Source organism: Gemmatimonadota bacterium (assembly GCA_016714015.1).
Lineage (GTDB): Bacteria > Gemmatimonadota > Gemmatimonadetes > Gemmatimonadales > Gemmatimonadaceae > Pseudogemmatithrix.
Genome location: JADJNZ010000004.1, coordinates 454,314 through 478,823 on the forward strand (window position 1 = coordinate 454,314; position 24,510 = coordinate 478,823).

A 24,510-nucleotide genomic window follows, 5' to 3' on the forward strand; every position below is an offset into this window, starting at 1 on the left:
CCGGCCGCGTGACCGCGACCACGCCAGCTCACGCCGCGGACACCGCCGCCCTGGTGCTGGTCGCCGACGACGTCGAGGCCAACGTCGAACTCCTTCGCGACCAGCTCGCCGGGCTCGGCGTTCGCGTGATCCACGCCGCCGACGGCCCGTCGACGCTCGTCGCCTGCGCCGAGGCGCATCCGGACCTGTGCATCCTCGATGTCTCCATGCCGCCCGGTGACCTCGGCGTCGATGCGCGCGAGACCGGATTCGAGGTCTGCCGCCGCCTCAAACGCGACCCGCGCACCTCGCGCATCCCGGTGATCTTCGTCTCGGCGCTCAACGACGCGAGCGACCGGCTGAAGGCCATCGAGGCCGGCGGCGACGACTTCCTCCTCAAGCCGCACAACCGCCACGTCCTCGGCGCGCGCGTCCGCTCGCTCCTCAAGCTCAAGGGCGCGACCGATGCGCTCGAGGAGAGCCTCAAGCGCCTGCGCGAACTGCAGAAGGCGCGCGACGACCTCATGCGGATGATCGTGCACGACCTCAAGACGCCGCTCACGAGCATGCTCGCGACGCTCGAGATGCTCCGCGATGGCGACTTCGGCCCCATCGAGGACCGGCCCGCGCGCGCCCTCTCCGACGTGGAAGGGAAGGCCGAGGACCTGCTGGGCCTCATCCAAGACCTGCTCGACGTCAGCAAGGTGGAGGAACAGTCGCTCGCGCTCGCGCCGGAGCCCATCGCGCCGGCGGCGCTCCTCGCCGAGATGCTCTTCGACTGGGAACTGCGCTTCCGCCAGGAGCAGACGACCGCGCGCACCGAGGTCGCCGACGACGCCCCGATCTTCCTCGCCGACAAGGCCCTCGTGAAGCGCGTGCTCGCGAACCTCGTGCAGAACGCGATCACGCACAGTCCCGTGCCGGTGACGCTCACGCTCGGCGCGCGCCGCGACCCGGCGGGGATCGTGCTCTCCGTCACCGACGACGGACCAGGCATCCCCGAGGAGTATCAGGGCCTCGTCTTCCAGAAGTTCGAGCAGGTGCGGACCCCGAACGCGCCGCGCGTGCGCAGCTCGGGGCTCGGCCTCGCGTTCTGCCGTGTCGCGGTCGAGGCGCACGGCGGCCGCATCTGGGTGCGCAGCGCCGAGGGGCAGGGGAGCACGTTCCATCTCCTGCTCCCGCTCGAACCGCAGGAGCGCGCGGCGCGCGCGCTCCGCACGGGCGAGTATCCGGCGGTGGGGAGCGCGTGAGGGTCCTGCTGCGCACCTTCGGGTGCCGCGCCAACCACTACGATGCGGAACAGGTGCGCGACCTGCTCACGCGCTCGGGCGCGCAGGTGGTCGACGAGTCGCCGGAGGTCGCGGTGCTCACGTCCTGCGCCGTCACCGCCGACGCCGAGGCGGACCTGCGGCAGGCCGTGCGGCGGCTCGCGCGCGAACACCCTTCCATGCGCGTGATCGTGACCGGCTGTGCCGCCGCGCGATCGGGCGAACAGATCTCCGCGCTGCCGAATGTGACCGCGGTGATCCCCGGCGCCGACGTCGCCGCCACCGCGGCGGCCGTCGGACTCCCGCACACGACGGTCGCCCACGCGACGAACGCGCGCGCCGCGCGACAGTCGACGGCGCGCGCCACGCTGCGGGTGCAAGACGGCTGCGACGAGCACTGCACCTTCTGCGCGACCACGCTCGCGCGCGGGGCGCACCGCTCCCGCCCGGTCGCTGCGCTCGTCGAGGAGGCCGAAGCGCTCAGCGCGCATCATGCGGAGATCGTGCTCACCGGCGTGCACGTCGGCTCTTGGGGCGCGGAAGACGGGCGCACGCTCGGCAGCCTCGTGCGCGCGCTCGTCGACGGCACGCGCGCGGTCCGCTTCCGGCTCGCGAGCGTGGAGGCGACCGAGATCGACGCCGAGCTTGCCGAGCTGCTCCGCGACGGTGGTGACCGAGTCTGTCCGTACGTGCACGCGCCGTTGCAGTCGGGCAGCGATGCGGTCCTGCGGCGGATGGGCCGGCACTGGTACACGGCCTCGACCTACGCCCGGGCGATCGAGCGCCTCACGCGCGACCGCGCCGTCTTCGGTCTCGGGGCCGACGTGATGACCGGCTTCCCCGGCGAGACCGACGCCGACCACGCGGCGACGATGGAGCTGGTGCGCGCGCTGCCGTTCACGCATCTCCATGTCTTCCCATACTCGCCGCGCCCGGGCACGCCGGCCGCGCGCCTCGGCGCGGAGGTCCCCGCCTCGGTCGCCCGCGCCCGCGCCGCGGCGGTCCGAGCGCTGGCCGCCGAGAAGGCGCGCGCGTACGCCACCTCCCGCATCGGCGGTGCGGCCGACCTCGTCGTCGTCTCGCCCCCCGCATCCCTCCCGCATCCCGTATCTCGCAGGTCCCCCGCATCCCTCCCGCATCCCGCACTTCGGAAGTGCCTGACCGAGGACTATCTTGAGGTCCACGCCGAGACCCTCGCCTCCCGGGGCACCCGCTTCACCACCCGGCTGAGCGAACCGATGCTGTTCCCGCCGCTCCCCGCCCTCCGCACCAAGTGAACGAGCGCGGCCAGGAGTCGAAGGTCCCCGCATCCGGTCCCAGCCCCGTACCCCGTACCGCCCGTGCGCCCCGCATCGCCGTCCCCCTCCTCGCATCCCGTATCGTCTGACATGCCTTCGGTATACATCGAGACCTACGGCTGCCAGATGAACGTGAGCGACTCCGAGCTCATGTACGGCAAGCTCGCCGCCGAGGGCTACACGACCCAGGACACCCCGCACGGCGCCGACGTCGTGCTGGTGAACACCTGCGCCATCCGCGAGAACGCGGAGCAGCGCGTGATCGGCCGGCTGGGTGAGCTTCGCCGCGACCTCAAGGCGGGCGCCGTGCTCGGCGTCACCGGTTGCATGGCCCAGCGCCTCGGTCCTCGGCTCCTCGAGACGGATACCCGTGTGCAGCTGGTCGTCGGTCCCGACGCGTATCGCATGCTCCCCGCGCTGATCGAGAACGCGAAGAAGGGGGAGCGGTTCACCGCGACCGACTTCGACCTCGAGGAGCACTACGAGGATTTCACCGCGCGCCGCTTCGAGGGCGTGAAGGCGTGGATCCCCGTGCAGCGCGGCTGCGACTACCGCTGCACCTACTGCATCGTCCCCACGACCCGCGGCCCCGAGCGCAGTCGCAAGCTCGCCGACGTCGTCCGCGAGACGGGCGAGGTCGTGGCGCAGGGCATCACCGAGGTCGTGCTGCTGGGCCAGACCGTCAACTCGTATCACGACGGCACGCACGACTTCGCCGACCTGCTGCGCGCGGTGGGCGCCGTGCCCGGCATCCGGCGCGTCCGCTACACGAGCCCGCACCCGAACGACTTCTCCGACCGCGTGATCGCCGCGATGGCCGAGACGCCCGCGGTCTGCGAGCATGTGCACCTGCCGATGCAGAGCGGCTCCACGTCGACGCTCAAGCGCATGCTGCGCCGCTACTCGCGCGAGGAGTATCTCGACGCGGTCGCACGGCTCCGCGCGGCGATCCCCGGGCTCGCGCTCACCACCGACATCATCGTCGGTTTCCCCGGCGAGACCGATGCGGAGTTCGAGGACACGCTCTCGCTCTGTCGCGAGGTGCGCTTCGACGACGCCTTCACGTTCAAGTTCTCCGCGCGCGAGGGGACGCCCGCCACGCGCATGCCGGTCGAGTGGACCATCCCCGAGGCGGTCGTCGATGCCCGCTACGAGGCCCTCGTCGCGACCATCCGCGGCATCTCGCGCGAGAAGAACATGGGTCGCCTCGGCGAGCGCATGGAGGTGCTCGTGGAGAAGGAGGCGCGGAAGGGTGAGCTCCTGCAGGCGCGCTCGCGCGACTTCAAGACGGTCCTCGTGCCGGGCGAACCCGCACTGATCGGCCGCTACCTGACCGTCGAGCTCACGGGGACCACGGGCGCGACGTTCACGGGAACGCCCGTCCAGGAGCGCGCGCCGTTGCCGATGGCGGGATAGCGACAGCGCCGGGTGCGGTCACCGCTCCCGGCGACGACGACACCGGACAGGCGAGTCGACGCGCCGCGAAGCCCTCGACCAGCCGCGCCATCGCCGTGTCCCGCGGGATCCCGCTCCGCGTGGAAAGGAACGCGATCGCGTCGGTGCTCCGCGCCGGTTCACCGTCCGCGAAGATCCAGGACGAGTCGCCACGCTGCGCGATGAACCAGCCGATCGCGTGGCCCAGTGCGAACCCCGCCACGTCGGCGCGTTCGTCATCCCACCACTGGCCGCCGAGCGCCGAGTCGAGCTGCGCCGCCGTGAGCGCGCCGAGCGCGCGGATGGTGCGGTTCGCGCAGAATGATTCGGCGAAGGATCGCCCATGGGATCCGCCGTGGTGCATCGCGAACGCCTCCCCGACCGTTCCCGGGATCACGTCGCGCCGGCCGAAGGTCGCGACGTGCACCACCTCGTGCGCATCCAGCCCGCCCTGCGCCGAGAGCGGCGCGAACACGGCGAGGGGAGGGAAGACCATCATCGCGAAGAGCGGCCGGTCCATCTGGAGCACGCCGAGCACCGAGAGCGTGGTGTCGCGCGCGGGGGCGATGACGTAGCGCGCCAGCGGGAGCGGGTCGGTGAAGCCGAGCGCGGCGCGGAGCGCGCGCATCTCGGCGAACTGCGCGCGGATGCGCGGCGCGTCCACTGCCACGCCACCCACGGCGTACACCAGACTGCCGCGATCCTCGAGCACCTGATGCAGCCGACGGCCGGTCACCGGCGACCGGAACGCGCGCGTCGCGACCGAATCCTCGTCCACGAGTACATACCAGGAGCCGAGCCGCGAGGGCGCCGCACCGGGTTCCGCAGCGAACGCGGTCAAGTGCAGGCGACGCGGGCGCCCTGGTGCGGCGAATGTGAGGCTGTCCCCGCGGATCAGCACGAACCAGTCGGGCGCGCCGAGGCGCATCGCGCCCGCCGCGAAGTCCCACTCGCGGCCCGTGAAGCGCGCATCGCGCGCGCGTCGCGCCCCCAGCAGGTCGTCGCTGCGCTCCATCCAGTCGCGATACTCGACCATCAGGTCGCAGGATGGCCCGCCTGCCGCGGGAAGACGGGCGCCGAGCAGGACGACGCCATGCAGCGCGCTCCGCATCGCGGTGCAAGGCACCTCCTCCTGCAGTGGTACCGCGGCGGCGGACGTCTGTGCGCCGAGCGGCGATGCCGCCTGCCCCGATCCCGCAGCAGGGCACGCGTGAGGATCGCGCCAGGGGCGCGGCGACGCGGGGCGCGAGAGGGCGCATCGCTTCATCCTACCCTCGGACCACGCCGCCGGTCACCCGCTCCGTCACGCCGTTCGTCACGCCAATGGTCAGGCCATCGGTCACACCGTTCGTCCCGCGCCTCGCTGGGAGGTCCCGCGTTCGAACGCCCCGCATCGCGCGGATCTGATGTCGCGGCTGCACCCGCTCCGTCGCACATCCCGGCATGCCGCTGATCCTCACTGCAGCGATCGCCTGGGTGTTCGGGGCCATGGCCGGCCTCGCGGAGCTCCCGCTCGCGCGCGTGTCGCTCGTCGGCGCGACCTTCGTCCTGGTCGCGCTCTGGCGAGGCCGGGCGCTCATGCCCGCCGCGTTGGTGCTGCTGGCCCTCTCGGCAGCCGAACTCGGCCGTGCGCTCGCTGCCGCTGATGCCGCCTGCGCCGCGCGCGCCGTGCAGGGCGGCCCTTGGGTCGCGTCGCTCCGCGCCGCGGCCGCACCGGGGGCCTTCGTGCCTGCTGAGCTGCGCCGGATCGACGGGCTCGCGCCCTGCCGGGTGCGCGTCGCCGTCGCGGTGCGCAGCGGTGAGGCGCCCGCAGGGAGCGACGTGCGCATCACGCGCGCGGAGCCGAGCATGAGCGATCGCGGGCTGCTCCTGCGCGAGGCGCGGATCGAACGCTTGCGCGGCCCCGGTGCGCTCGCCCGCTGGCGGTCCCGCGTCGCCGCGACGCTCGACCGACGCTTCGGCCCCGACGCGCCGATCGTGCGCTCCCTGCTCATCGCCGACGCGCGTGGCCTCGATCCGGCCCTCCGGGACCGGTACGCCGATGCGGGGCTCGTGCACCTCCTCTCCATCTCCGGACTGCACGTCGCGATCGTCGGGGGCGCGCTGCTGCTGCTCTTCTCGGCGTTGCGCCTGCGGGCGACCGCGGCCGCCGCCGCGGCGGTGGCGGTCAGCGCACTGTATGTCATCGCGATCGGTGCGCCGCCGCCCGCCGTGCGCAGCGTGACGCTCTTCGCGGCGACGCAGGCGAGCAAGGCCATCCAGCGTCCCGTCTCGCCGTGGGGGACCTTCGCGCTCGGCGCCCTGCTGCCGCTCACCGATCTCCGCACCGTGCTCGACCTCGGTTGGCAACTGTCCGTGAGTGGCTATGCGGCCGTGCTCGTCGCCGCACGCGTGGGGAGACGGCTCCCCGAGTCCTGGGAGGGATGGCGCGGCACGCTCGCCCGCGAGCTCATCGCCGGCGCGTTGACCACGCTCGTGACCGCACCGCTGGTGGCCTGGCACTTCGGCCGACTCAGCCTGGTCGCGCCGCTGAGCAACCTCGCGGCCGGACCCATCGTGTCCCTGCTGCAACCCGCGCTCTTCCTGGTCATGGTCCTTCCCGACGCCCTCGGCGCCGCGTTCGTCGTCGACGCGGCGCGGCCGCTGCTCCGCGCGATGGATGCCGTCGCGTCGCTCGCCGCGAGCCTGCCAGGCGCCGCGCTCCCCGTCGCGCCCACCGCGGTCGCGGCGGCGATCGCGGGCGTCGTCGCGATCGCTGTGCTGGTCGCCGGGTGGAGCCGCCATCCCGCGCGTCCGGCGCTGATCGCGCTCAGCGGCGTCGCGGTGCTCGCCTGGCGCCCCGATGGCATCGCATTGCCGTGGCACGGCGGCGTCGAACTGCACCTGATCGACGTCGGCCAGGGCGATGCGATCGCCCTGCGCTCCCCGCGCGGTCGATGGGTGCTCGTCGATGCCGGGCGCAGCTGGTCGTCCGGCGATGCGGGGCGCGCGACCGTCGTGCCGTATCTCCGTCGTCGCGGCGGAGCGCTCGCACTGCTCGTGCTCACGCACCCGCACGCGGATCACATCGGTGGCGCAGCGAGCGTGCTGCGTGCGCTCGCGCCACCCGAGCTGCGGGAGTCCGCGTACGTCGAGGGGAGCGTCGGCTACCGCGAGCTGCTCGCGACCGCCGCGGCGATGGGCACGCGCTGGCAGCGGGCCCGCCCGGGCGAATCCGTGGACATCGATGGCCTCGTGGTCGAGTTCCTCGCGCCGGATTCGGCGTGGACCGCCTCGCTGAATGACCCGAATGAGGCGAGCACGGTGGTGCGCGCGCGCTACGGGGCGGTGCGTTTCCTCCTCACCGGGGACGCCGAGGCAGGGGAGGAGCGCTGGCTGCTCGATCATGGCGGGAATCTCAGCGCCGAGGTACTCAAGGTCGGGCACCATGGGTCGTCCACGAGCACCACGCCCGAGTTCCTCGCGGCGGTACGGCCGCGCATCGCGCTCGTGCCGGTCGGGACCGCGAACACCTACGGACATCCCAGTCCGGACGTCATGCAGCGCCTGCTCGACGCCGGCGCGACCGTCCTCCGCACGGACCAGCTCGGGACGGTGATCCTGCGCACTGACGGCGCCACGCTCGAGGCCGAGGCGGGCGGCGTGCGCTGGCGCGTGGCACGGCCATTGCCCGACATACGGTAGCGCGGCCACCTTTCCCGCGCGGGACCCTCGCACCTGGAGCCTCACCCCGTGGTCAAGAACACCAGCACGTCGGTCGTCACGATCGAGCGGTTCATCATCGAGCAGGAGCGGATGCACCCGCACGCCACCGGCGCGCTGTCGGGCATCCTCCAGGACCTCGCGCTGTCGGCCAAGATGATCGCCAGCAAGGTGCGCCTCGCGGGCCTCGTGGACGTCCTCGGCGAGCACGGCACCGACAACGTGCAGGGCGAGGCGCAGAAGAAGCTCGACGTGATCTCCAACGAGATCATCGTGAAGGCGTTGGACCACGGCGGCCGCCTCTGCGCGATGGCCTCGGAGGAGGAGGAGGGGATCATCCCGATCCCCGACCAGTTCAAGAAGGGCAACTACGTGCTGCTCTTCGATCCGCTCGACGGGTCATCCAACATCGACGTGAACGTCCCCGTCGGCACGATCTTCTCGGTCCTGCGTCGCGTGACCAAGGGGCACGGCGCCGGCACCACCGAGGACATGCTCCAGCCGGGCCTCAAGCAGGTGGCCGCCGGGTACGTGATCTACGGATCGAGCACCATGATGGTCTACACGACGGGGCAGGGCGCGCACGGCTTCACGCTCGATCCGTCGATCGGCGAGTTCCTCCTCTCGCATCCCGACATCCGCACGCCGGCGCACGGCCGCTACCTCTCCGTGAACGAGGCGTACGAGCAGCATTGGGACGACAACGTGCGCGCGCTCATCCGGCGCTATCGCGGCATGGATGGCAAACGGGATGCGATGAACGTGCGCTACGTCGGGTCGCTCGTCGCCGACTTCCACCGCAACCTCCTCGGTGGCGGGCTCTTCGCGTATCCGGCCAACGCGAAGGCGAAGACCGGCAAGCTACGGCTCCTCTACGAGTGCAATCCGCTCGCGTGGATCTGCGAGCAGGCCGGCGGCGCGGCGATCGACGGCCAGCGCCGCATCCTCGATGTGCAGCCGACCGAGCTCCACCAGCGGTCCCCGTACTACATCGGCTCCAAGGCGGACGTGGAGATCGCGCGCGAGATGCTCGCGCCGCGCTGACGTCGCCGTTCCCCTCGCCCCCCTCATGAGCGACCCAGCCAAGCCCGCCGACGAGAAGCTCTCCCCGTCCGGCATCCCGATCGCCCCGGTGTACCGTCCGTCCGAAGGCCCCGTGCCCGCCGCGCTCGGCGAGCCCGGGGCGTTCCCGTTCACGCGCGGCGTCCAGCCGACGATGTATCGCGGCCGCTTCTGGACGATGCGCCAGTACGCCGGGTTCGGGACCGCGCAGGAGACGAATGCGCGCTTCAAGTTGCTGCTCGAGGCGGGGCAGACGGGCCTCTCCACCGCGTTCGACCTCCCGACGCAGATGGGGCTCGACTCCGATTCGCCGCGTTCGCTGGGCGAGGTCGGGCGGGTGGGTGTCGCGATCGACTCGGTCGAGGACCTGCACGCGCTGCTCGACGGGATCCCCCTCGACAAGGTCAGCACGTCGATGACGATCAACGCGACGGCCGCCGTGCTGCTCGCCATGTACGTCGTCGTCGCGGAGGAGCGCGGGATCCCGCGCGCCAAGCTGAGCGGCACCATCCAGAACGACATCCTCAAGGAGTACATCGCGCGCGGGACGTATGTCTTCCCGCCGGAGCCGTCGCTCGCGCTCATCGCGGAGACGTTCCGGTTCTGCGCTGCCGAGGTGCCGAGTTTCAATCCGATCTCGATCTCCGGGTACCACATCCGCGAGGCCGGGGCGACGGCGGTGCAGGAACTCGCCTTCACCTTCGCCAACGCGCTCACATACGTGCAGCGCGCCATCGACGCCGGGCTCAAGGTGGACGAGTTCGCGCCGCGGCTCAGCTTCTTCTTCGCCTGCCACAACGACCTCTTCGAGGAGGTCGCGAAGTTCCGCGCCGCGCGCCGGATGTGGGCGACGCTGATGCGCGAACGGTTCGGCGCGAGCGACACGAGCTGCAAGCTCCGCTTCCACACGCAGACCGGCGGTGTGACGCTCCAGGCGCAGCAGCCGCTCAACAACGTCGTGCGGGTGGCGGTGCAGACACTGGCCGCGACGCTCGGCGGCACCCAGTCCTTGCACACCAATGGCTACGACGAGGCGCTCGCGCTCCCGACCGCCGAGGCGGCGACGCTCGCGCTTCGCACGCAGCAGGTGGTCGCGTACGAGAGCGGAGTGGCGCAGACGGTGGACCCGCTCGCCGGGTCGTACTACGTGGAGGCGCTCACCGACGAGCTCGAGCGGCGCGCGCTCGCGCTCCTCGGCCAGGTCGAGGCGCTCGGCGGCTCCTCGGCGGCGATCGAGGCGGGATTCTTCCAGGAGGAGATCGGTCGCTCCGCCTATGAGTACCAGCTGAGCGTCGAATCGGGCGCGACGGTGATCGTCGGCGTCAACCGCTTCGGCGACGGCGAGGCGCCGCCGATCATCCCCGCGCCGGATTTCAAGACGCTCGAGAAGGGGCAGCGCGCACGACTCGCGGCGGTCCGTGCCTCCCGCGATGCGTCAGCGGTCGGATCCGCGCTCGCGGCGATCCGTGCCGCCGCGCCGGCGTATGCGGTGCCGGGCACCTCCCGCGCCCCGCTCATGCCGCTCGTGATCGACGCCGTGCGCGCGCGGGCGACGGTGGGGGAGATCAGCGATCTGCTGCGCGCCGCGTGGGGAGAGTACCGCCCCGGCTGATTGCCGCCGGACGGTCCGCCCCTGACATTCAAGGGCGATGTACTCGACCTGCACCTTCTGTCACGCCCCACTCGGCACGAACGAGGCGATCGAGGTCTTCCCGGTCGGCCGACGCCTCGCGTTCGACTCGGCCAAGGGGAGACTGTGGGTCGTGTGCGCGGCGTGCCGGCAATGGAACCTCTCCCCGCTCGATGAGCGCTGGGACGCGATCGAGTCGGCGGAGCGGTCGTACCGGGACACCAAGCTGCGTGTGGCGACCGACCAGATGGGGATGGCCCGGCTGCGAGATGGGACCGAACTCATCCGGATCGGTGCGCCGCTTCGACCGGAGTTCGCAGCCTGGCGATACGGGGACCGATTCGCGCTGCGCTTGCGGCGGTACGCGGTGCGGTCGACCATCCTCGTGACGGGACTCACCGCCCTCACCGCGTTCGGGTGGACGGTCAGCGCGGGGGTCGTCGCGATCCCATGGAATCTCCACTCGCACTTCATGATCCGCGCCGGGCGGAAACGTGTCATCGCGCGATGGGAGGACACCTCCGGCCCGATGACCTTCACGCACTGGGGCGCGCGTGCGGCGCGGATCTGGTTCGATGACCGATCGCCGCACGGCTGGCGGCTCACGGTCCCGGGGCTGCGCGCGAGCGTGCCGGTGGGGAAGTTCGGGGAGAAGTCGGACGGCAACGAACCGCCGATACATCTCTGCGGTGCGGACGCGATCGAACTCGCGCGTCGCCTCCTTCCGCACATCAACGTCTCCGGCGGGCGCCGGAACACCGTCGGAGGTGCGGTCGCGCTCCTCGAGGAGTCGGGGGACGTGCACGGTACCTTCCTCCGCGCGGCCTGCGTCCGCGTGGACCCGTTCCTCGGCTCGCTCCCGGCGGAGATGCGCCTCGCGCTCGAGATGGCGACGCATGAGGACATCGAACGACGCGCGCTCGAGGGAGAGCTTGGCGCACTCGAGGCCTCGTGGCGCGAGGCGGAGGAGGTCGCCGCCATCGCCGATGCGCTCACGCTCCCCGAGTGGGTCGCGTCCCGTCTCGATCGGCTCTCGGGTCGCTGAGCGATGTACGCCACCTGCATCACGTGTCACGCCCCGCTCGGCGCCAACGAGATGCTCGAGCGCTTCCCGGTCGGGCGCAAGCTCGCGATCGATGCGGCGAAGGGGCGCCTTTGGGCCGTGTGCCGCGCGTGCAAGCAGTGGAACCTCTCGCCGCTCGATGAGCGCTGGGAGGCCATCGAGGAGGGTGAGCGCCTCTTTCGCGACTCGCGCCTGCGCGCGTCCACCGAGAACATCGGGCTGGCGCGCCTCAAGGACGGGACGGAGCTCATCCGGGTGGGCGATCCCCAGCGTCCCGAGTTCGCGGCCTGGCGCTACGGGGAGCGCTTCACGCGACGATGGGCGATCCGGGGTCCCGCCACGGCGGTCGGCGGCGGCCTGGTGATGGTGACCAAGGCCGTTGGCGTGACGGGGATGATCCAGTTCGCGACCCTCCCGCTGATCGGGCTCGTTGCCCTCACCGCGGCGCCGAGCTGGTCAACATGACCCGCAAGGTCGCCGACCTCGAGTTGCCGACGGGAGGACTTGCGCGGTTGACCCAGGAGCATGTCAACACGATGCGCATCCTCCGCGACCCGGACGAGTCGGGCGGGTGGCACCTGCGCGTTCGTCACGCGCCGCTCGTCGGCGGTCGCGCGTTCTTCAATCCGCGTGACCCCGAGCTCGTGGTGCGCGGTGCCGGTTCAAACTGGCGAGTCGGCTCGATCCCGCGAGCAAGCGGACCGAGCGCGGCGAGGCGCCGGGGGACATGCCCGTTCACGACGGCGAGGACAGATTCGCCTCGCCGTTCGCGAGGAGCGGTGCGGCGATGCGGCTTGCCGTGGAGATGGCCGCGCACGAGGAGCAGGAGCGCGCACTGCTCGCCGGGGAACTCACCGATCTCGAGGCGCAGTGGAAGGAGGCCGAGGAGATCGCGGCGATCGCCGACGGCCTCACGCTCCCGCCGGCCGTCCTGGCGCAACTCGAACGCCTCCGGCTCCGCTGAGCCATGTACTCGACCTGCACCTTCTGCCACGCCACGCTCGGCGGGAACGAGATGCTCGAGGCGTTCCCCGTCGGCCGTCGCCTCGCGTTCGACGCCGCGAAGGGGCGTCTCTGGGTCGTCTGCCCGAGCTGCCGGCAGTGGAACCTCTCGCCGCTCGACGAACGATGGGAGGCGATCGAGGCGGCGGAGCGGCTCTACCGGGACACGAAGCTGCGCGCGGCGACGGAACAGGTGGGCCTCGCGCGCCTGCGCGACGGGAGCGAGTTGATCCGCATCGGGGCGCCGTTGCGCCCCGAGTTCGCGGCCTGGCGATACGGCGAGCGCTTCACCACGCGATGGCGGCGATACACCGCGCTCTCCGCGGTCTTCGGCGGCGGTGCTCTCCTCGTCAGCCCGCTCGCGGGGCTGGGGTTCTCCATGTTGCCGTACTACGGGGTGGGCATCGTGAAGCGCGCGATCGACAAGCGGCGCGTGATCGCGCGCGCGAGCGACGAGAAGGGCGGGGTCGCCTTCACCCTCGCCGATGCGCGGCTCGCGCGGGTCTTCACCGCCCCCGACGAACCGCTGGGCTGGGCCCTCAGCGTCCCCGGGCTTCGCGTGCCGACCGCGGTGGGACGCTTCCTGCCGCTCAACCCCGACTTCGCGCCCCGCGTGACGCTACGCGGTGACGCCGCGCTCGACGTCGTCCGCCGGATCATCCCGCACGTCAACGAGGCGGGGGCGCGCCGCAACACCGTACAGGAGGCGGTACGGGTCCTCGAGGAGACCGGCGCGATGCGCGAGACCTTCGCGCGCGCCGCGCAGACGATCGGTCGGGACGGGTCGGGGGATCCGTCGCGCGATCTCCAGGCGCTCCCGCCCTCGATGCGACTCGCGCTGGAGATGGCCGCGCACGAGGACGTCGAGCGACGCGCGCTCGAGGGCGAACTCGCCGCGCTGGAGGCGGAGTGGAAGGCGGCCGAGGAGATCGCGGCGATCGCCGACACGCTGACGCTGCCGGAATGGATGGCGGATCGGTTGGGGCGATTCGGGCGGGGCTGAGGGTACCTTTCCGTATGTACACGACCTGCATCTTCTGTCATGCCCCTCTCGGGTCGAACGAGGCGCTCGAGCACTTCCCGGTCGGGCGCCGCCTGGCTTTCGATGCGGAGAAAGGCCGCCTCTGGGCCGTCTGTCGCGTCTGCAAACAGTGGAACCTCACACCGCTCGAGGAGCGCTGGGAGGCGATCGAGGACGCGGAACGGGCGTTTCGCGGGACGCCGCTCCGCGTCTCGACGGCGAACGTGGCGCTCACCCGGCTCGGCGACGGCACGGAGCTCATCCGCATCGGCGCCGCGTTGCGTCCGGAACTCGCGGCGTGGCGCTACGGGCCGCGATTCGCCACCCGGTATCGGCGCTACGTCGCGATCGGTGCCGCCGGCGTCAGCCTCTCCGTCGGCTATCTCATCGCCGGTCCCGTGCTCGGACTCGTCGCCGTTGGCGGCGCGTGGGGACTGCCGCTCAACATGTTCAACCTCGCGATGCTGGTGGATCGCGCCCGACGTGTCGTGCTGCGTTCGTCAGACGCACAGGGGACGTTCGTCGCGACGCCGTGGCACCTCGCGACCGCGCAGGTTGTGCCGCTGGCCGACGATCCACTCGGGTGGGGACTGAACCTCGCGGTGCAGCGGATCGATGCGCCGGTCGGGTCGCGGAAGGGCGCGTACTCGACGAGTGACCCGCGGGTCCTGCTCACGGGTGAGGCGGCCATCGCCGCCGCACGGATCGCCCTCCCGTCGGTGAACCATCACGGAGGGGGGCGGGCATCGGTGGATGGGGCCGTACGATTCCTCGAGGCCGCCGGCTCGCCAGAGCAGGTCTTCCGGACGGCTGCCGATGCGAGCCGCCGCCTCGGTCTGGACGACAAGGCGTCCTGGCTCTCGCGCCTGCCCGTGGAGACGCGGATCGCGCTCGAGATGGCCGCGCACGAGGAACAGGAGCGGCAGGCCGCGGAGGGCGAACTCGCCGAGCTGGAGGCGGCGTGGCGGGCGGCGGAGGAGGTCGCGGCGATCGCGGACTCCCTGACGCTCCCGGATCGGGTGCTCACGCGACTTGAACGGCTCGGTCGCCGGGTCTAACTTTAACGGGCTACGCCATTTACGCCTGACGAGCCCGATGCCGACCTACGAGTACCGCTGCCCCGACGGGCACGATTTCGAGAAGTTCACGCAGAAGATCAGCAACGCGCAGTCGGAGCTCCCGTGCCCGACCTGCGGCAAGGTCGCGCCGCGGCGCATGTCGGCTGGTGGCGGCCTGCTCTTCAAGGGGTCGGGGTTCTACATCACCGACTACGGGAAGGACGGCAAGAAGGATCAGCGCGCGGCCACCAAGACCGAGGGGGCGGCGAGCCCGCCGACGCCGGCCGCGACGACGTCCGCGACCGCGAGCACGCCGGCACCCGCCGCCGCGCCCGCCCCGAGTTCGTCGAAGCCAGGCTCCGACGCGTGACCGGCCTCGATGCCCTGCGCGACGCGCTCCAGCGCGCCGCGGTCGCCATCGGCGCGAGCGCGGACGTCCAGCCCAACCTCGAGCGTCCGCGCGATCCCGCGCACGGCGATTGGGCCACCAACGTCGCGATGACGCTCGCGAAGCCGCTCGGCAAGAAGCCGCGCGACATCGCCGACGCGCTGATCGCGGCGCTCGACACCAAGGCCGCGGGCGTCGCCGAGGCGACCGTCGCGGGACCGGGGTTCATCAACTTCCGACTGTCCACCGCCGATCTCGCGTCGGGACTCGGGCGCATCCTCGCCGCCGGTACGACGTACGGGACGGGCCAGGGTGGGGCGGGGAAGACCGCCAACGTCGAGTTCGTGTCGGCCAATCCCACCGGGCCGTTGCATGTGGGACATGGGCGCCAGGCGGCGCTCGGCGATTCCATCGCGTCGCTGCTCTCGTCGCAGGGCTGGCAGGTCACGCGCGAGTTCTACTACAACGACGCGGGCGTGCAGATCGCGAATCTGGCGAAGTCGGTGCAGGCTCGGTTGCGCGAGCGCGACGGCCTGCCGCTCGAGATCCCCGAGGGCGGCTATCACGGCCAGTACATCGCCGAGATCGCCGAGCGCTATGCGGCCGAGTTCCCGGGTGATGCCAAGGGCGACGACCTCGAGCAGGTGCGCGCGGTCGCGGTGCGCGAGTTGCGCAAGGAACAGGACCTCGACCTGCGCGCGTTCGGCGTGAAGTTCGACGTCTACTACCTCGAGAGCTCGCTGTACACCGATGGGCTCGTCGAGAAGACGGTCGGCAAGCTGGAGAAGGCCGGGCACACCTTCGAGGATGACGGCGCGCTCTACCTCCGCACCACCGAGTACGGCGACGACAAGGATCGCGTCATGCGCAAGCGCGACGGGACCTTCACCTACTTCGTGCCGGATGTCGCGTACCACGTGACCAAGTTCGAGCGGGGCTACTCCCGCGCGATCAACGTGCAGGGCGCCGACCACCACGGCACGACTGCGCGCGTGCGTGCCGGACTGCAGGCGCTCGACATGGGGGTGCCGCAAGGCTACCCCGAGTACGTGCTGCACCAGATGGTCACCGTCATGAAGGGCGGCGAGGAGGTGAAGATCTCCAAGCGTGCCGGCAGCTACGTCACGGTGCGCGATCTCATCGACGAAGTGGGTCGTGATGCGGTCCGCTACTTCTTCCTCATGCGGAAGGGTGACAGCCAGCTCGTGTTCGACGTGGACCTCGCGCGGTCGCAGAGCGAGGAGAATCCCGTCTACTATATCCAGATGGCGCATGCGCGCGTCTGCAACATCTTCCGCGTGGGCGACATCGACCCGGCGAGCGTGACGGGCGCCGGACTCGACTGGAGCGTGCTCGACACCCCCGAGGAGCGCGAACTGGTCAAGGCGCTGCTCGACTGGCCGGCGCTCGTCGCCAACGCTGCCGAGTCGCTCGAGCCGCACCGGGTCGCGAACTGGCTCCTCGAGACGGCACGCATGGTGCATACCTGGTATCACAAGTGCCACGTCCTCGGCGAACCCGAGCCGATCATGCAGGCGCGACTCGCGCTCGCGAAGGCGGCGCGGATCACGATCGCGAACGGGCTCGGACTCCTCGGCATCTCGGCGCCCGAGCGGATGTGATGAAGGCAGTAGGATGAAGGTGGAAGGATAGAACTACCCGCTCCCGCTGTTCGCATCACGTCCGCGCATCGCTGTTCAGCTTTCAGCCTCCATCCTTCAGCCTTCATCCCGATGTCAGTTCTCGTCGTTGGCTCCGTCGCGCTCGATTCCGTCGAGACCCCGTTCGGCAAGGCCGACGAGGTCCTTGGCGGCTCGGCGAACTACTTCTCCGCGTCCGCGTCGCACCAGACCGCGGTGCAGCTCGTCGGCGTGGTCGGCAGCGACTACCCGATGGCCAAGCTCGAACCACTGAAGGCGCGCGGCATCGACTTCGCCGGCCTCGAGCAGATGGAGGGGGAATCGTTCCGCTGGCGCGGCCGGTACCGCCACGACCTGAACTCCGCCGAGACGCTCGAGACGCGCCTCGGCGTGTTCTCGCACTTCAAGCCGAAGATCCCGGCGCAGTTCACCGACGCCAAGTACGTCTTCCTCGCGAACATCGACCCGCGCCTCCAGCTCGAGGTGCTCAAGCAGGTCAAGGCGCCCAAGCTCGTCGCCTGCGACACGATGAACTTCTGGATCGAGTCGCGCCGCCCCGACCTCCTCGAGCTCCTCAAGCACGTCGACCTCATCACGCTCAACGACGGCGAGGCGCGGCAGCTCACCGAGTGCGCCAACCTCGTGCAGGCGGCGCGCTGGATCATGGACAAGGGACCGCGGACCGTTCTGATCAAGAAGGGCGAGCATGGCGCGTTCATGTTCAACAAGGACGCGATCTTCCACGCCCCCGCCTATCCGCTCGAGTCGGTGTTCGACCCGACCGGTGCCGGCGACTCGTTCGCGGGCGGCTTCATGGGCTGGCTCGCCCGGACCGATGACATCTCCGAGGCGAACATGCGCCGTGCGGTGATCGTCGGGTCGGCGATGGGGTCGTTCGTCGTCGAGGGGTTCTCGATCACGCGACTCCTCGAGGTCACCCGCGCCGACATCGAGCGCCGCGTCGCCGACTTCCACCGGCTCGTGAGCTTCGACAAGGCCCTCGACGCGTGAGCGCGGAGATGCACGACGCCAAGTTGACCTACGCGAGCGCCGGCGTCGACATCGACGCGGCGGAGGACTCCAAGCACCGCATCAAGCGGCTGGTGGAGAGCACGTTCACGGCGGGCGCACGCGGGGCGTTCGGCGGGTTCGGCGGCATGTTCCGCGTCCCCGAGGGGATGCAGAAGCCGCTGCTCGTCGCCAGCGCCGACGGCGTCGGCACGAAGATCAAGATCGCCATCGAGGCCGACCGTCACGACACCATCGGGCACTGCCTGGTCAACCACTGCGTGAACGACATCCTCGTGCAGGGGGCCAAGCCGCTCTTCTTCCTCGACTACGTCGCGTTCGGGAAGCTCATCCCCGCCGTCGTCGAGGGCGTCGTGGCCGGCGTCTCCGCCGGCTGCCGCGAGAACGGGGCGTCGCTCATCGGCGGCGAGACCGCCGAGATGCCGGGCGTGTACACGCCGCCCGACTACGACCTCGCGGGCTTCATCGTCGGCGCGGTGGAGGAGGATCAGGTCATCACGAGCGCCGGCGTGCAGGATGGCGACGTGCTCGTGGGCCTCGAGAGCACCGGGTTGCACACCAACGGCTATTCGCTGGCGCGCCGCATCCTCGCCGACCGGCTCAAGCTGGGGGTCCACGATCCGTTCCCCGAGGCGGGAGGGAAGAGCGTGGCCGACGTGATGCTCGCCGTGCACCGGAGCTACCTCCCGATCCTCGGATCGGTCCTGGGTCACATCCACGCGATGGCGCACATCACCGGCGGGGGCATTCCCGGCAATCTCGACCGGGCGCTGCCGTCGCATCTCGATGCGGTCGTGGAGATGCGCGCGTGGGACATTCCGTCGACCTTCCGGGTACTGGAAGCGGCGGGCGGGGTCGACCGCGCGGAGATGTACCGTGCCTTCAACATGGGCGTCGGGATGGTTGTGATCACCGACACAGCGGGGGCCGCGCGGATCCGTGACCTTGCTTCGCAGGCCGGCGTCGGTAATTGGATCATCGGCCACACCCGTCCTGGATCGGGGCGGGTTCACCTCGTCTGACACGGAGTTCCACCACATGCGTCGTCTTCTCGCCGGTACCGCGTTGCTCGCTGCCGTCTCCGTCCCCGCGAATGCCCAGTGTGCCGCCGGGGTCACCCAGGATGCCTGCCAGAAGGCGACGGACCTGTGGGCCTACATGATGCCGCAGATCGGGACCTCGCTCGTCGGCGGCAGCCACACCCTCGGCATCGGGACCACGCTCGGCGGCCTCGGCCACTTCGCCATCGCGCTCCGCGGCAACGCGGTGATGGGCGACCTCCCCGACCTGTCGGGGCTGAACGTCAGCCTCGCGGGCGCGCAGAACTCGAACATCGCCGCGAATGAGCAGATCATCGGCCTGCCCGGCGTCGACTTCGCCGTCGGTCTCTTCAAGGGCCTCCCGCTCGGCGTGACGCGCGTCGGCGGCGTCGACCTCATCGGCAGCGTGACGTATGTGCCCGACATCGAGGGCGACGGCGTCTCCCTCGCGGCGTCCGACGGCAACACGAAGGTCGGCCTCGGCGCGCGCGTCGGGCTCCTCGAGCAGTCGCTGATCGTCCCCGGCGTTTCGGTGTCGTACCTCGTGCGCGACCTGCCGACGATGAGCGTCACGGCGGCGGCGTCGAATGCCGACTTCGCGCTCAACGACTTCTCGGTGAAGACCACCTCGTGGCGCGTCGCCGCGCAGAAGAACCTCCTTCTCTTCCAGCTCGGCGCCGGCTTCGGTCAGGACACGTATGACGCCAGCAGCGCCATCAGCGGGACGGTGACGGGCGGTGGCGGCTTCACAGCGAGCCCGTCGCAGGAACTCAAGCGGACCACGATGTACGGGTCGCTCGGCTTCAACCTCCTCATCGCGAAGGTCGTGGCCGAGGTCGGCCAGGTCAGCGGTGGCGAGGTGACGACCTTCAACACCTTCTCCGAGGCCGCGGACAAGACGCGCCTGTACGGCTCGGTGGGCATCCGCATCAGCTTCTGATCGACTCGCTCCACCCCCTCGCCCCGGCACCGGGCCCGAAGGACGGGGCCCGGATGCGTCGCGCGCTGCTGCTCGCGCGACGCGGCTGGGGACGGACGGCGCCGAACCCCATGGTCGGCGCCGTCGTCGTTCGTGACGGGGTCGTGGTCGGCGAGGGGTGGCATGACGCGTTCGGCGGGCCGCACGCCGAGGTCGCGGCGCTCGCCGCAGCGGGGGAGCGCGCGCGGGGGGCGGACGTCTACGTCACCCTCGAACCCTGCGCCCATCACGGCAAGACGCCGCCCTGCGTCGACGCGCTCATCGCCGCGGGTGTCCGCCGCGTGATCGTCGCCGTGCCTGATCCAAATCCGGTCGCCAGTGGCGGCATGGCGAGGCTGCGCGCCGCCGGGATCGCCGTCACGGACGAGGTCGAGACCGCCGCTGCGGCGGAGCTCAACGCGCCGTTCCTCTTCGCGCAGCGCGACGCCAGCCGTCCCTTCGTCACGCTGAAGCTGGCGGTCTCACTCGACGGAGGCCTCGCCCCCGGCGACCGTTCACAACGCTGGCTCACTGGCGTCGCGGCACGCCGTCACGTGCACCGCCTGCGGGCCAACGCCGATGCGGTCGCCGTCGGCATCGGGACCGCGATCGCGGACGACCCCGCGCTCACCGTCCGATACGGGCGCCGCCCCCGGGTCGCGCCGGTCCGCGTGGTGTTCGACCAGCAGGCCAGGCTCGCGCGGGACGCGCAGCTGGTCCGGACCGCCCGCAAGGTGCCGACCTGGGTCCTCGCGGACGCGCCAGGCCGGGTCGCGGTCGACGGCCTCGAGTCGAGCGGGGTACGCGTCCTCGACGCCCGCGGGCTCAACGCTCAAATGGCGACCCTCCGGGCCGAGGGCATCCGGCACCTCCTGGTGGAGGGTGGGGCGGGGCTGGCCGGGGCCCTCATGAACGGTGGTTTCGTCGACCGCCTGATTATCTTTCAGGCGCCGGTCCTGCTCGGGGCCGGGGCGCTGCCCGCATTCGGGGCCGTGCAGCCGGGTTCGGGGGCGCCGGAGCAGTGGCGCGTCACGGAGCGTCGCGAGTTCGGCGACGACCTCATGACCACCTACGCCCCCGCCGGCCGCTGATTCCACCGCCGTCGGTCACGCACGCACCACGAATGTTCACCGGATTGATCACCGCAGTCGGGGCTGTGCGCGAGGTGTCCTCCACGGACGCCGGGCGGGAGCTCGTCATCGCGGCCCCCTACGAGGGCATCACGCTCGGGGAGAGCATCGCCTGCAACGGCGCCTGCCTCACCGTGCGCGAGTACGGCCCTGGCTGGTTCCGCGTCGCGGCGGTCGTCACCACGCTCGATCGCACGACCATCGGCGGATGGACCTTGGGCACGGCGCTCAACCTCGAGCGCGCCCTCGCCGTGGGCGACCGACTCGGCGGTCATATCGTGCAGGGGCACGTCGACGGCGTGGGCACGGTACGCGCGATCGCCCGACGCGACGACGCGTGGCTCATCGACCTCGAGGTCCCGGCCGAGGTCGACGAACTGCTCGTCCCCCTGGGCTCGATCGCCGTCGACGGCGTCAGTCTCACGGTGAACGCCCTCCCCGCGCCGGGCGTGCTCCAGCTCAGCATCATCGAACACACGCTCCGCCACACGACGCTCGGGCAGCTCCGGCCCGGCGATCGGGTGCAGCTCGAGGCGGACGTGCTCGCCAAGCATCTCAAGCGCCTCGCGGCGCCCCTTCTGACCACCAAGTGACCATGTTCGGCACCATCGAGCAGGCCCTCGAGGACCTGCGCCACGGGAAGTTCATCGTCGTCGCCGACGACGAGGATCGCGAGAACGAGGGCGACCTCATCGGCGCGGCCGAGTTCATCACGCCGCAAGGCGTCAACTTCCTCATGCAGGCGAAGGGGATGATCTGCGTCGCCCTCTCGCCCGAGCGCGTGAAGCAGCTCGGGTTGCAGATGATGGGGGACGAGAACACCGACGCGCTCCGCACGGCGTACACGGTGACCATCGACGCGGCACCGAGGCACGGCGTGACGACGGGCATCAGCGCGAGCGACCAGGCGACGACGATCCGGCTCACCGCGAGCGCGACGACCCAGCCCGGTGACCTGCGGCGTCCGGGGCATGTGCATCCGCTTCGGGCGCGCGAGGGAGGCGTCCTCCAGCGCGTCGGGCACACCGAGGCGGCGGTCGACCTCATGCGGCTCGCGGGGCTCCAGCCCGCCGGCGTGATCTGCGAGATCCTCGACCACGAGGGCAGTTCGGCGCGGCGGCCGCAGCTCGAGGCGTTCTCTCGCACGCATGGGCTCACGTTCATCACCGTCGCCCAGCTCGTGGCCTACCGCCTGCAGCATGAGCGCCTCGTCCATCGCGAGGCGGACGTGCGCCTTCCCACCGAGTTCGGCGAGTTCCGGCTCGTGGGTTACCGCAACGACGTCGACAGCCGCGAGCATGTGGCGCTCGTCCACGGCGAGGTCGCGGGCGCCGAGGATGTGCTCGTCCGGATGCACTCCAAGTGCCTCACCGGCGACACCTTCCATTCGATGCGCTGCGACTGCCACTGGCAGCTGCACGAGGCCATGCGCCTCGTCGTCGAATCAGGGAAGGGCGTCATCGTCTATCTCGACCAGGAAGGGCGCGGCATCGGCCTGCTCAACAAGCTCAAGGCCTACGCGCTCCAGGACGCGGGCGCCGACACGGTCGAGGCCAACGAGAAGCTCGGATTCGCGCCCGACCTGCGGAACTACGGCATCGGGGCGCAGATCCTCCTCGACCTCGGCCTCAAGTCGATCCGCCCGATCACGAACAACCCGAAGAAGCTCGTGGGGCTCGAGGGGTATGGGCTCCGGCTCGGCGAGCGCGTGCCGATCATCTCGCCGTCCACGAAGGAGAACGCCGACTACCTCGAGACCAAGCGCACCAAGCTCGGTCATCTCCGGGCCGTCTGATGGCCGAGTTCATCGGGGAGCCGGCGGGCGCGGGCCATCGCGTGGTGATCGTCGCCGCGCGCTTCAACTCGCACGTCACGGAGAAGCTCGTCGAAGGCGCGTTCGACGCCTGCGTGCGGCACGGCGTGAAGTTCGAGGACGTTGACATCATCTGGGTGCCCGGGGCGTGGGAGCTGCCGCCGGCCGTGATGAAGGCGCTGCAGACGGACCAGTACACCGCCGTCGTCGCGCTCGGCGCGGTGGTGCGGGGCGACACGCCGCACTTCGACTTCGTGGCCGGCGAGGCCTCGCGCGGACTGGCGCTGCTGCAGGGCGAGTACGGCGTGCCCGTCGGCTTCGGTCTGCTCACCTGCGACACGATGGAGCAGGCCGAGGCGCGCGCCGGCGGCGCGCACGGCAACAAGGGCTGGGACTCCGCGCTCGCCGCGCTCGAGATGGCCGACCTCTTCGGTCGGCTCGACAACGCCGCCGGGGCGGACGAGTAATGGCCGTGCGTCTGGAGACCCGCGGGCGCTCGCGCGCCCTGCAGGCGCTGTACGCCTGGGACGTGCGAGGGACGCCGCCCGACCTCGCGCGCATCGCGATGCTCGTCTGGGACGATCTCGCGATCCAGCCCGACGAGCGATCCTTCGCGCTCGCGCTGATCCAGCTCGTCGCCGCCGAGCGGGGCGAGATCGACCGCGAGTTGAGCGACGTGACCACCAACTGGCGTCTCGACCGGCTCGGGCACATCGAGCGGTCGGTGCTCCGACTGGCCGCCGCCGAGCTGATGCAGGGCGGCACACCGCCGCGCGTCGTCATCCAGGAGTGCGTGCGGCTCGCCGAGCGCTTCGGGACGGCGCACAGCGCGCGGTTCGTCAACGGCGTGATCGATGCGCTCGCGCGACGGATGGGCCGCCTGTCGTGAGGATCTGCGCGGTCAACTGGCAGGACATCGAGAATCCCCTCGGCGGCGGCGCGGAGACGCACCTGCACGAGATCCTCGAGCGGCTCGCCGCCTGGGGACACGAGGTCGTGCTCCTCTGCGGCGGATGGCCGGACTGCCCGCCGCGCGTCACGCGGAAGGGCATCGAGATCCATCGCGTGGGGACGCGCCAGACCTTCGCGCTGCACGCGCGGCGCTACTGGGAGCGGCACCTCAAGCAGCGGCACTTCGATGTGCTCTTCGAGGACATCAACAAGATGCCGCTCTTCACCACGCGGTGGGGCGGGGCGCAGCGCGTGGTGGTCGTGGTCCCGCATCTCTTCGGCGGCGCGGCCTTCCAGGAACTGAACGCCGTGCTGGCGTCCGCGGTCTGGCTCTCCGAGCGCCCCATCCCCTGGATGTACCGCGGCGTTCCATTCCAGGCGATCAGCGAGAGCACCGGCGACGACCTCGTCGCGCGCGGCATCGCGCGCGATCGTGTGGTGGTGATCCCCCCCGGCGTGTCCCACGAGCACTACACACCGGATGCCTCGGTCCGGTCGCCCACGCCGGTCTTCTCGTATCTGGGGCGGCTCAAGAAGTACAAGGGGGTCGACCTGGTCATCCGCGCCTTCGCGCAGGTGCAGCGGCGGGATGCGGTCCTCGAGATCGCCGGGGCGGGGGACTTCCGTCCCGCGCTCGAGGCGCTCGCGCGTTCGCTTGACCTGACCGAGCGCGTGCGTTTCCTTGGCTTTGTGAGCGAGACGGAGAAGCTCGCGCTGCTGCGCCGCTCCTGGGCGGTCGCGCTCGCCTCTCCGAAGGAAGGGTGGGGCCTGACGAACGTCGAGGCGGAGGCCTGCGGGACGCCGGTCGTCGCGTCGGATTCGCCGGGCATCCGCGAGTCGGTGCGTCACGGCGAGACGGGCTTCCTCGTCCCGCACGGGGACGTCGCCGCACTCGCGGCCGCGATGGACCGCCTCGCCGGGTCCCCGGCGCTGGTGGAGGAGATGGGGGGACGCGCCCGCGCGTTCGCCGAGACGTTCACGTGGGATCGCTGCGCCCGCGAGACCGAGGCGCACCTGCTCCGCGTGCTCAACCCGGGAGGGTGA

Annotated in this window: 23 protein-coding genes; 22 read left to right on the forward strand and 1 reads right to left on the reverse strand. The window is 71.1% G+C overall.

Going from position 1 to position 24,510, the window contains the following annotated elements; all coding sequences use genetic code 11:
* Positions 1-8: 8 nt before the first annotated feature.
* The 3 genes from IPJ78_09175 to miaB all read left to right on the forward strand — a co-directional run bounded on the left by IPJ78_09175 (position 9) and on the right by miaB (position 3,961).
* Entirely contained in the window at positions 9-1,229 is a 1,221-nt protein-coding gene (locus IPJ78_09175; protein ID MBK7906726.1) for a response regulator, read from the forward strand.
* Positions 1,226-2,524, forward strand: a complete 1,299-nt coding sequence (locus IPJ78_09180) for a MiaB/RimO family radical SAM methylthiotransferase (GenBank protein ID MBK7906727.1) — start codon at positions 1,226-1,228, stop codon at positions 2,522-2,524. Before IPJ78_09175 ends, IPJ78_09180 begins: the two co-directional genes overlap by 4 nt.
* A 111-nt stretch (positions 2,525-2,635) precedes the next feature.
* Positions 2,636-3,961: a tRNA (N6-isopentenyl adenosine(37)-C2)-methylthiotransferase MiaB gene (miaB, locus tag IPJ78_09185; protein ID MBK7906728.1), complete on the forward strand. Its 1,326-nt coding sequence runs from the start codon at positions 2,636-2,638 to the stop codon at positions 3,959-3,961.
* On the opposite strand, the gene IPJ78_09190 is transcribed toward miaB, so the two are convergent.
* Entirely contained in the window at positions 3,912-5,090 is a 1,179-nt protein-coding gene (locus IPJ78_09190) for a hypothetical protein (protein MBK7906729.1), read from the reverse strand. The two genes, miaB and IPJ78_09190, sit on opposite strands and share 50 nt — an antisense overlap.
* Positions 5,091-5,422: 332 nt before the next feature.
* On the opposite strand from IPJ78_09190, the gene IPJ78_09195 reads away from it, so the two are divergent.
* The 19 genes from IPJ78_09195 to IPJ78_09285 all read left to right on the forward strand — a co-directional run bounded on the left by IPJ78_09195 (position 5,423) and on the right by IPJ78_09285 (position 24,510).
* Positions 5,423-7,663, forward strand: a complete 2,241-nt coding sequence (locus IPJ78_09195) for a DNA internalization-related competence protein ComEC/Rec2 (protein MBK7906730.1) — start codon at positions 5,423-5,425, stop codon at positions 7,661-7,663.
* 48 nt (positions 7,664-7,711) lie between these two features.
* Positions 7,712-8,725 carry a class 1 fructose-bisphosphatase gene (gene fbp, locus IPJ78_09200; GenBank protein ID MBK7906731.1) on the forward strand — a complete coding sequence of 338 codons (1,014 nt, stop codon included), beginning with the start codon at positions 7,712-7,714 and terminating at the stop codon, positions 8,723-8,725.
* A gap of 25 nt (positions 8,726-8,750) precedes the next feature.
* Entirely contained in the window at positions 8,751-10,355 is a 1,605-nt protein-coding gene (locus IPJ78_09205) for a methylmalonyl-CoA mutase (protein MBK7906732.1), read from the forward strand.
* A gap of 37 nt (positions 10,356-10,392) precedes the next feature.
* Positions 10,393-11,418 (forward strand): hypothetical protein, encoded by a 1,026-nt coding sequence (locus IPJ78_09210; protein ID MBK7906733.1) that lies wholly within the window; start codon positions 10,393-10,395, stop codon positions 11,416-11,418.
* Between the two features lie 3 nt (positions 11,419-11,421).
* The gene (locus tag IPJ78_09215; protein MBK7906734.1) at positions 11,422-11,901 is read left to right on the forward strand and encodes a hypothetical protein; all 480 of its coding nucleotides are present in this window, start codon (positions 11,422-11,424) and stop codon (positions 11,899-11,901) included.
* Positions 11,902-12,163: 262 nt separating this feature from the next.
* Entirely contained in the window at positions 12,164-12,400 is a 237-nt protein-coding gene (locus IPJ78_09220; GenBank protein MBK7906735.1) for a hypothetical protein, read from the forward strand.
* Positions 12,401-12,403: 3 nt separating this feature from the next.
* A complete protein-coding gene (locus IPJ78_09225) occupies positions 12,404-13,441 on the forward strand; it encodes a hypothetical protein (protein ID MBK7906736.1) in 1,038 nt (345 codons plus the stop codon).
* Between the two features lie 14 nt (positions 13,442-13,455).
* Positions 13,456-14,517 (forward strand): hypothetical protein, encoded by a 1,062-nt coding sequence (locus tag IPJ78_09230; protein MBK7906737.1) that lies wholly within the window; start codon positions 13,456-13,458, stop codon positions 14,515-14,517.
* A 37-nt stretch (positions 14,518-14,554) separates the two neighbouring features.
* Entirely contained in the window at positions 14,555-14,887 is a 333-nt protein-coding gene (locus tag IPJ78_09235) for a zinc ribbon domain-containing protein (GenBank protein MBK7906738.1), read from the forward strand.
* A complete protein-coding gene (locus IPJ78_09240) occupies positions 14,884-16,527 on the forward strand; it encodes an arginine--tRNA ligase (protein ID MBK7906739.1) in 1,644 nt (547 codons plus the stop codon). The genes IPJ78_09235 and IPJ78_09240 overlap by 4 nt, the downstream gene beginning before the upstream one ends.
* Positions 16,528-16,638: 111 nt before the next feature.
* Positions 16,639-17,556 (forward strand): bifunctional hydroxymethylpyrimidine kinase/phosphomethylpyrimidine kinase, encoded by a 918-nt coding sequence (locus tag IPJ78_09245; GenBank protein ID MBK7906740.1) that lies wholly within the window; start codon positions 16,639-16,641, stop codon positions 17,554-17,556.
* An 8-nt stretch (positions 17,557-17,564) separates the two neighbouring features.
* Positions 17,565-18,596, forward strand: coding sequence for a phosphoribosylformylglycinamidine cyclo-ligase (locus IPJ78_09250; GenBank protein ID MBK7906741.1), 1,032 nt, complete (start codon positions 17,565-17,567; stop codon positions 18,594-18,596).
* Positions 18,597-18,612: 16 nt separating this feature from the next.
* Positions 18,613-19,554: a hypothetical protein gene (locus tag IPJ78_09255; protein ID MBK7906742.1), complete on the forward strand. Its 942-nt coding sequence runs from the start codon at positions 18,613-18,615 to the stop codon at positions 19,552-19,554.
* Positions 19,555-19,607: 53 nt separating this feature from the next.
* The gene (ribD, locus tag IPJ78_09260) at positions 19,608-20,663 is read left to right on the forward strand and encodes a bifunctional diaminohydroxyphosphoribosylaminopyrimidine deaminase/5-amino-6-(5-phosphoribosylamino)uracil reductase RibD (GenBank protein ID MBK7906743.1); all 1,056 of its coding nucleotides are present in this window, start codon (positions 19,608-19,610) and stop codon (positions 20,661-20,663) included.
* Positions 20,664-20,695: 32 nt separating this feature from the next.
* On the forward strand, positions 20,696-21,295 hold the full coding sequence (locus IPJ78_09265; protein ID MBK7906744.1) for a riboflavin synthase: 600 nt from the start codon (positions 20,696-20,698) through the stop codon (positions 21,293-21,295).
* Positions 21,296-21,297: 2 nt separating this feature from the next.
* Complete coding sequence (locus IPJ78_09270; protein MBK7906745.1) at positions 21,298-22,497, forward strand: bifunctional 3,4-dihydroxy-2-butanone-4-phosphate synthase/GTP cyclohydrolase II; 1,200 nt, start codon at positions 21,298-21,300, stop codon at positions 22,495-22,497.
* On the forward strand, positions 22,497-22,982 hold the full coding sequence (locus IPJ78_09275) for a 6,7-dimethyl-8-ribityllumazine synthase (protein MBK7906746.1): 486 nt from the start codon (positions 22,497-22,499) through the stop codon (positions 22,980-22,982). Before IPJ78_09270 ends, IPJ78_09275 begins: the two co-directional genes overlap by 1 nt.
* Entirely contained in the window at positions 22,982-23,404 is a 423-nt protein-coding gene (gene nusB / locus IPJ78_09280; protein ID MBK7906747.1) for a transcription antitermination factor NusB, read from the forward strand. The genes IPJ78_09275 and nusB overlap by 1 nt, the downstream gene beginning before the upstream one ends.
* Complete coding sequence (locus IPJ78_09285; GenBank protein ID MBK7906748.1) at positions 23,401-24,510, forward strand: glycosyltransferase family 4 protein; 1,110 nt, start codon at positions 23,401-23,403, stop codon at positions 24,508-24,510. The genes nusB and IPJ78_09285 overlap by 4 nt, the downstream gene beginning before the upstream one ends.

What these genes read in the sequence shown, in the direction of transcription:
- miaB (MBK7906728.1), top strand. Translation starts at nt 2,636, where the DNA reads ATGCCTTCGGTATACATCGAGACCTACGGCTGCCAGATGAACGTGAGC.
- IPJ78_09190 (MBK7906729.1), bottom strand. Translation starts at nt 5,090, where the DNA reads ATGCGGAGCGCGCTGCATGGCGTCGTCCTGCTCGGCGCCCGTCTTCCC.
- IPJ78_09195 (MBK7906730.1), top strand. Translation starts at nt 5,423, where the DNA reads ATGCCGCTGATCCTCACTGCAGCGATCGCCTGGGTGTTCGGGGCCATG.
- IPJ78_09205 (MBK7906732.1), top strand. Translation starts at nt 8,751, where the DNA reads ATGAGCGACCCAGCCAAGCCCGCCGACGAGAAGCTCTCCCCGTCCGGC.
- IPJ78_09210 (MBK7906733.1), top strand. Translation starts at nt 10,393, where the DNA reads ATGTACTCGACCTGCACCTTCTGTCACGCCCCACTCGGCACGAACGAG.
- IPJ78_09215 (MBK7906734.1), top strand. Translation starts at nt 11,422, where the DNA reads ATGTACGCCACCTGCATCACGTGTCACGCCCCGCTCGGCGCCAACGAG.
- IPJ78_09220 (MBK7906735.1), top strand. Translation starts at nt 12,164, where the DNA reads ATGCCCGTTCACGACGGCGAGGACAGATTCGCCTCGCCGTTCGCGAGG.
- IPJ78_09225 (MBK7906736.1), top strand. Translation starts at nt 12,404, where the DNA reads ATGTACTCGACCTGCACCTTCTGCCACGCCACGCTCGGCGGGAACGAG.
- IPJ78_09230 (MBK7906737.1), top strand. Translation starts at nt 13,456, where the DNA reads ATGTACACGACCTGCATCTTCTGTCATGCCCCTCTCGGGTCGAACGAG.
- IPJ78_09235 (MBK7906738.1), top strand. Translation starts at nt 14,555, where the DNA reads ATGCCGACCTACGAGTACCGCTGCCCCGACGGGCACGATTTCGAGAAG.
- IPJ78_09245 (MBK7906740.1), top strand. Translation starts at nt 16,639, where the DNA reads ATGTCAGTTCTCGTCGTTGGCTCCGTCGCGCTCGATTCCGTCGAGACC.
- IPJ78_09250 (MBK7906741.1), top strand. Translation starts at nt 17,565, where the DNA reads ATGCACGACGCCAAGTTGACCTACGCGAGCGCCGGCGTCGACATCGAC.
- IPJ78_09255 (MBK7906742.1), top strand. Translation starts at nt 18,613, where the DNA reads ATGCGTCGTCTTCTCGCCGGTACCGCGTTGCTCGCTGCCGTCTCCGTC.
- ribD (MBK7906743.1), top strand. Translation starts at nt 19,608, where the DNA reads ATGCGTCGCGCGCTGCTGCTCGCGCGACGCGGCTGGGGACGGACGGCG.
- IPJ78_09265 (MBK7906744.1), top strand. Translation starts at nt 20,696, where the DNA reads ATGTTCACCGGATTGATCACCGCAGTCGGGGCTGTGCGCGAGGTGTCC.
- IPJ78_09270 (MBK7906745.1), top strand. Translation starts at nt 21,298, where the DNA reads ATGTTCGGCACCATCGAGCAGGCCCTCGAGGACCTGCGCCACGGGAAG.
- IPJ78_09275 (MBK7906746.1), top strand. Translation starts at nt 22,497, where the DNA reads ATGGCCGAGTTCATCGGGGAGCCGGCGGGCGCGGGCCATCGCGTGGTG.
- nusB (MBK7906747.1), top strand. Translation starts at nt 22,982, where the DNA reads ATGGCCGTGCGTCTGGAGACCCGCGGGCGCTCGCGCGCCCTGCAGGCG.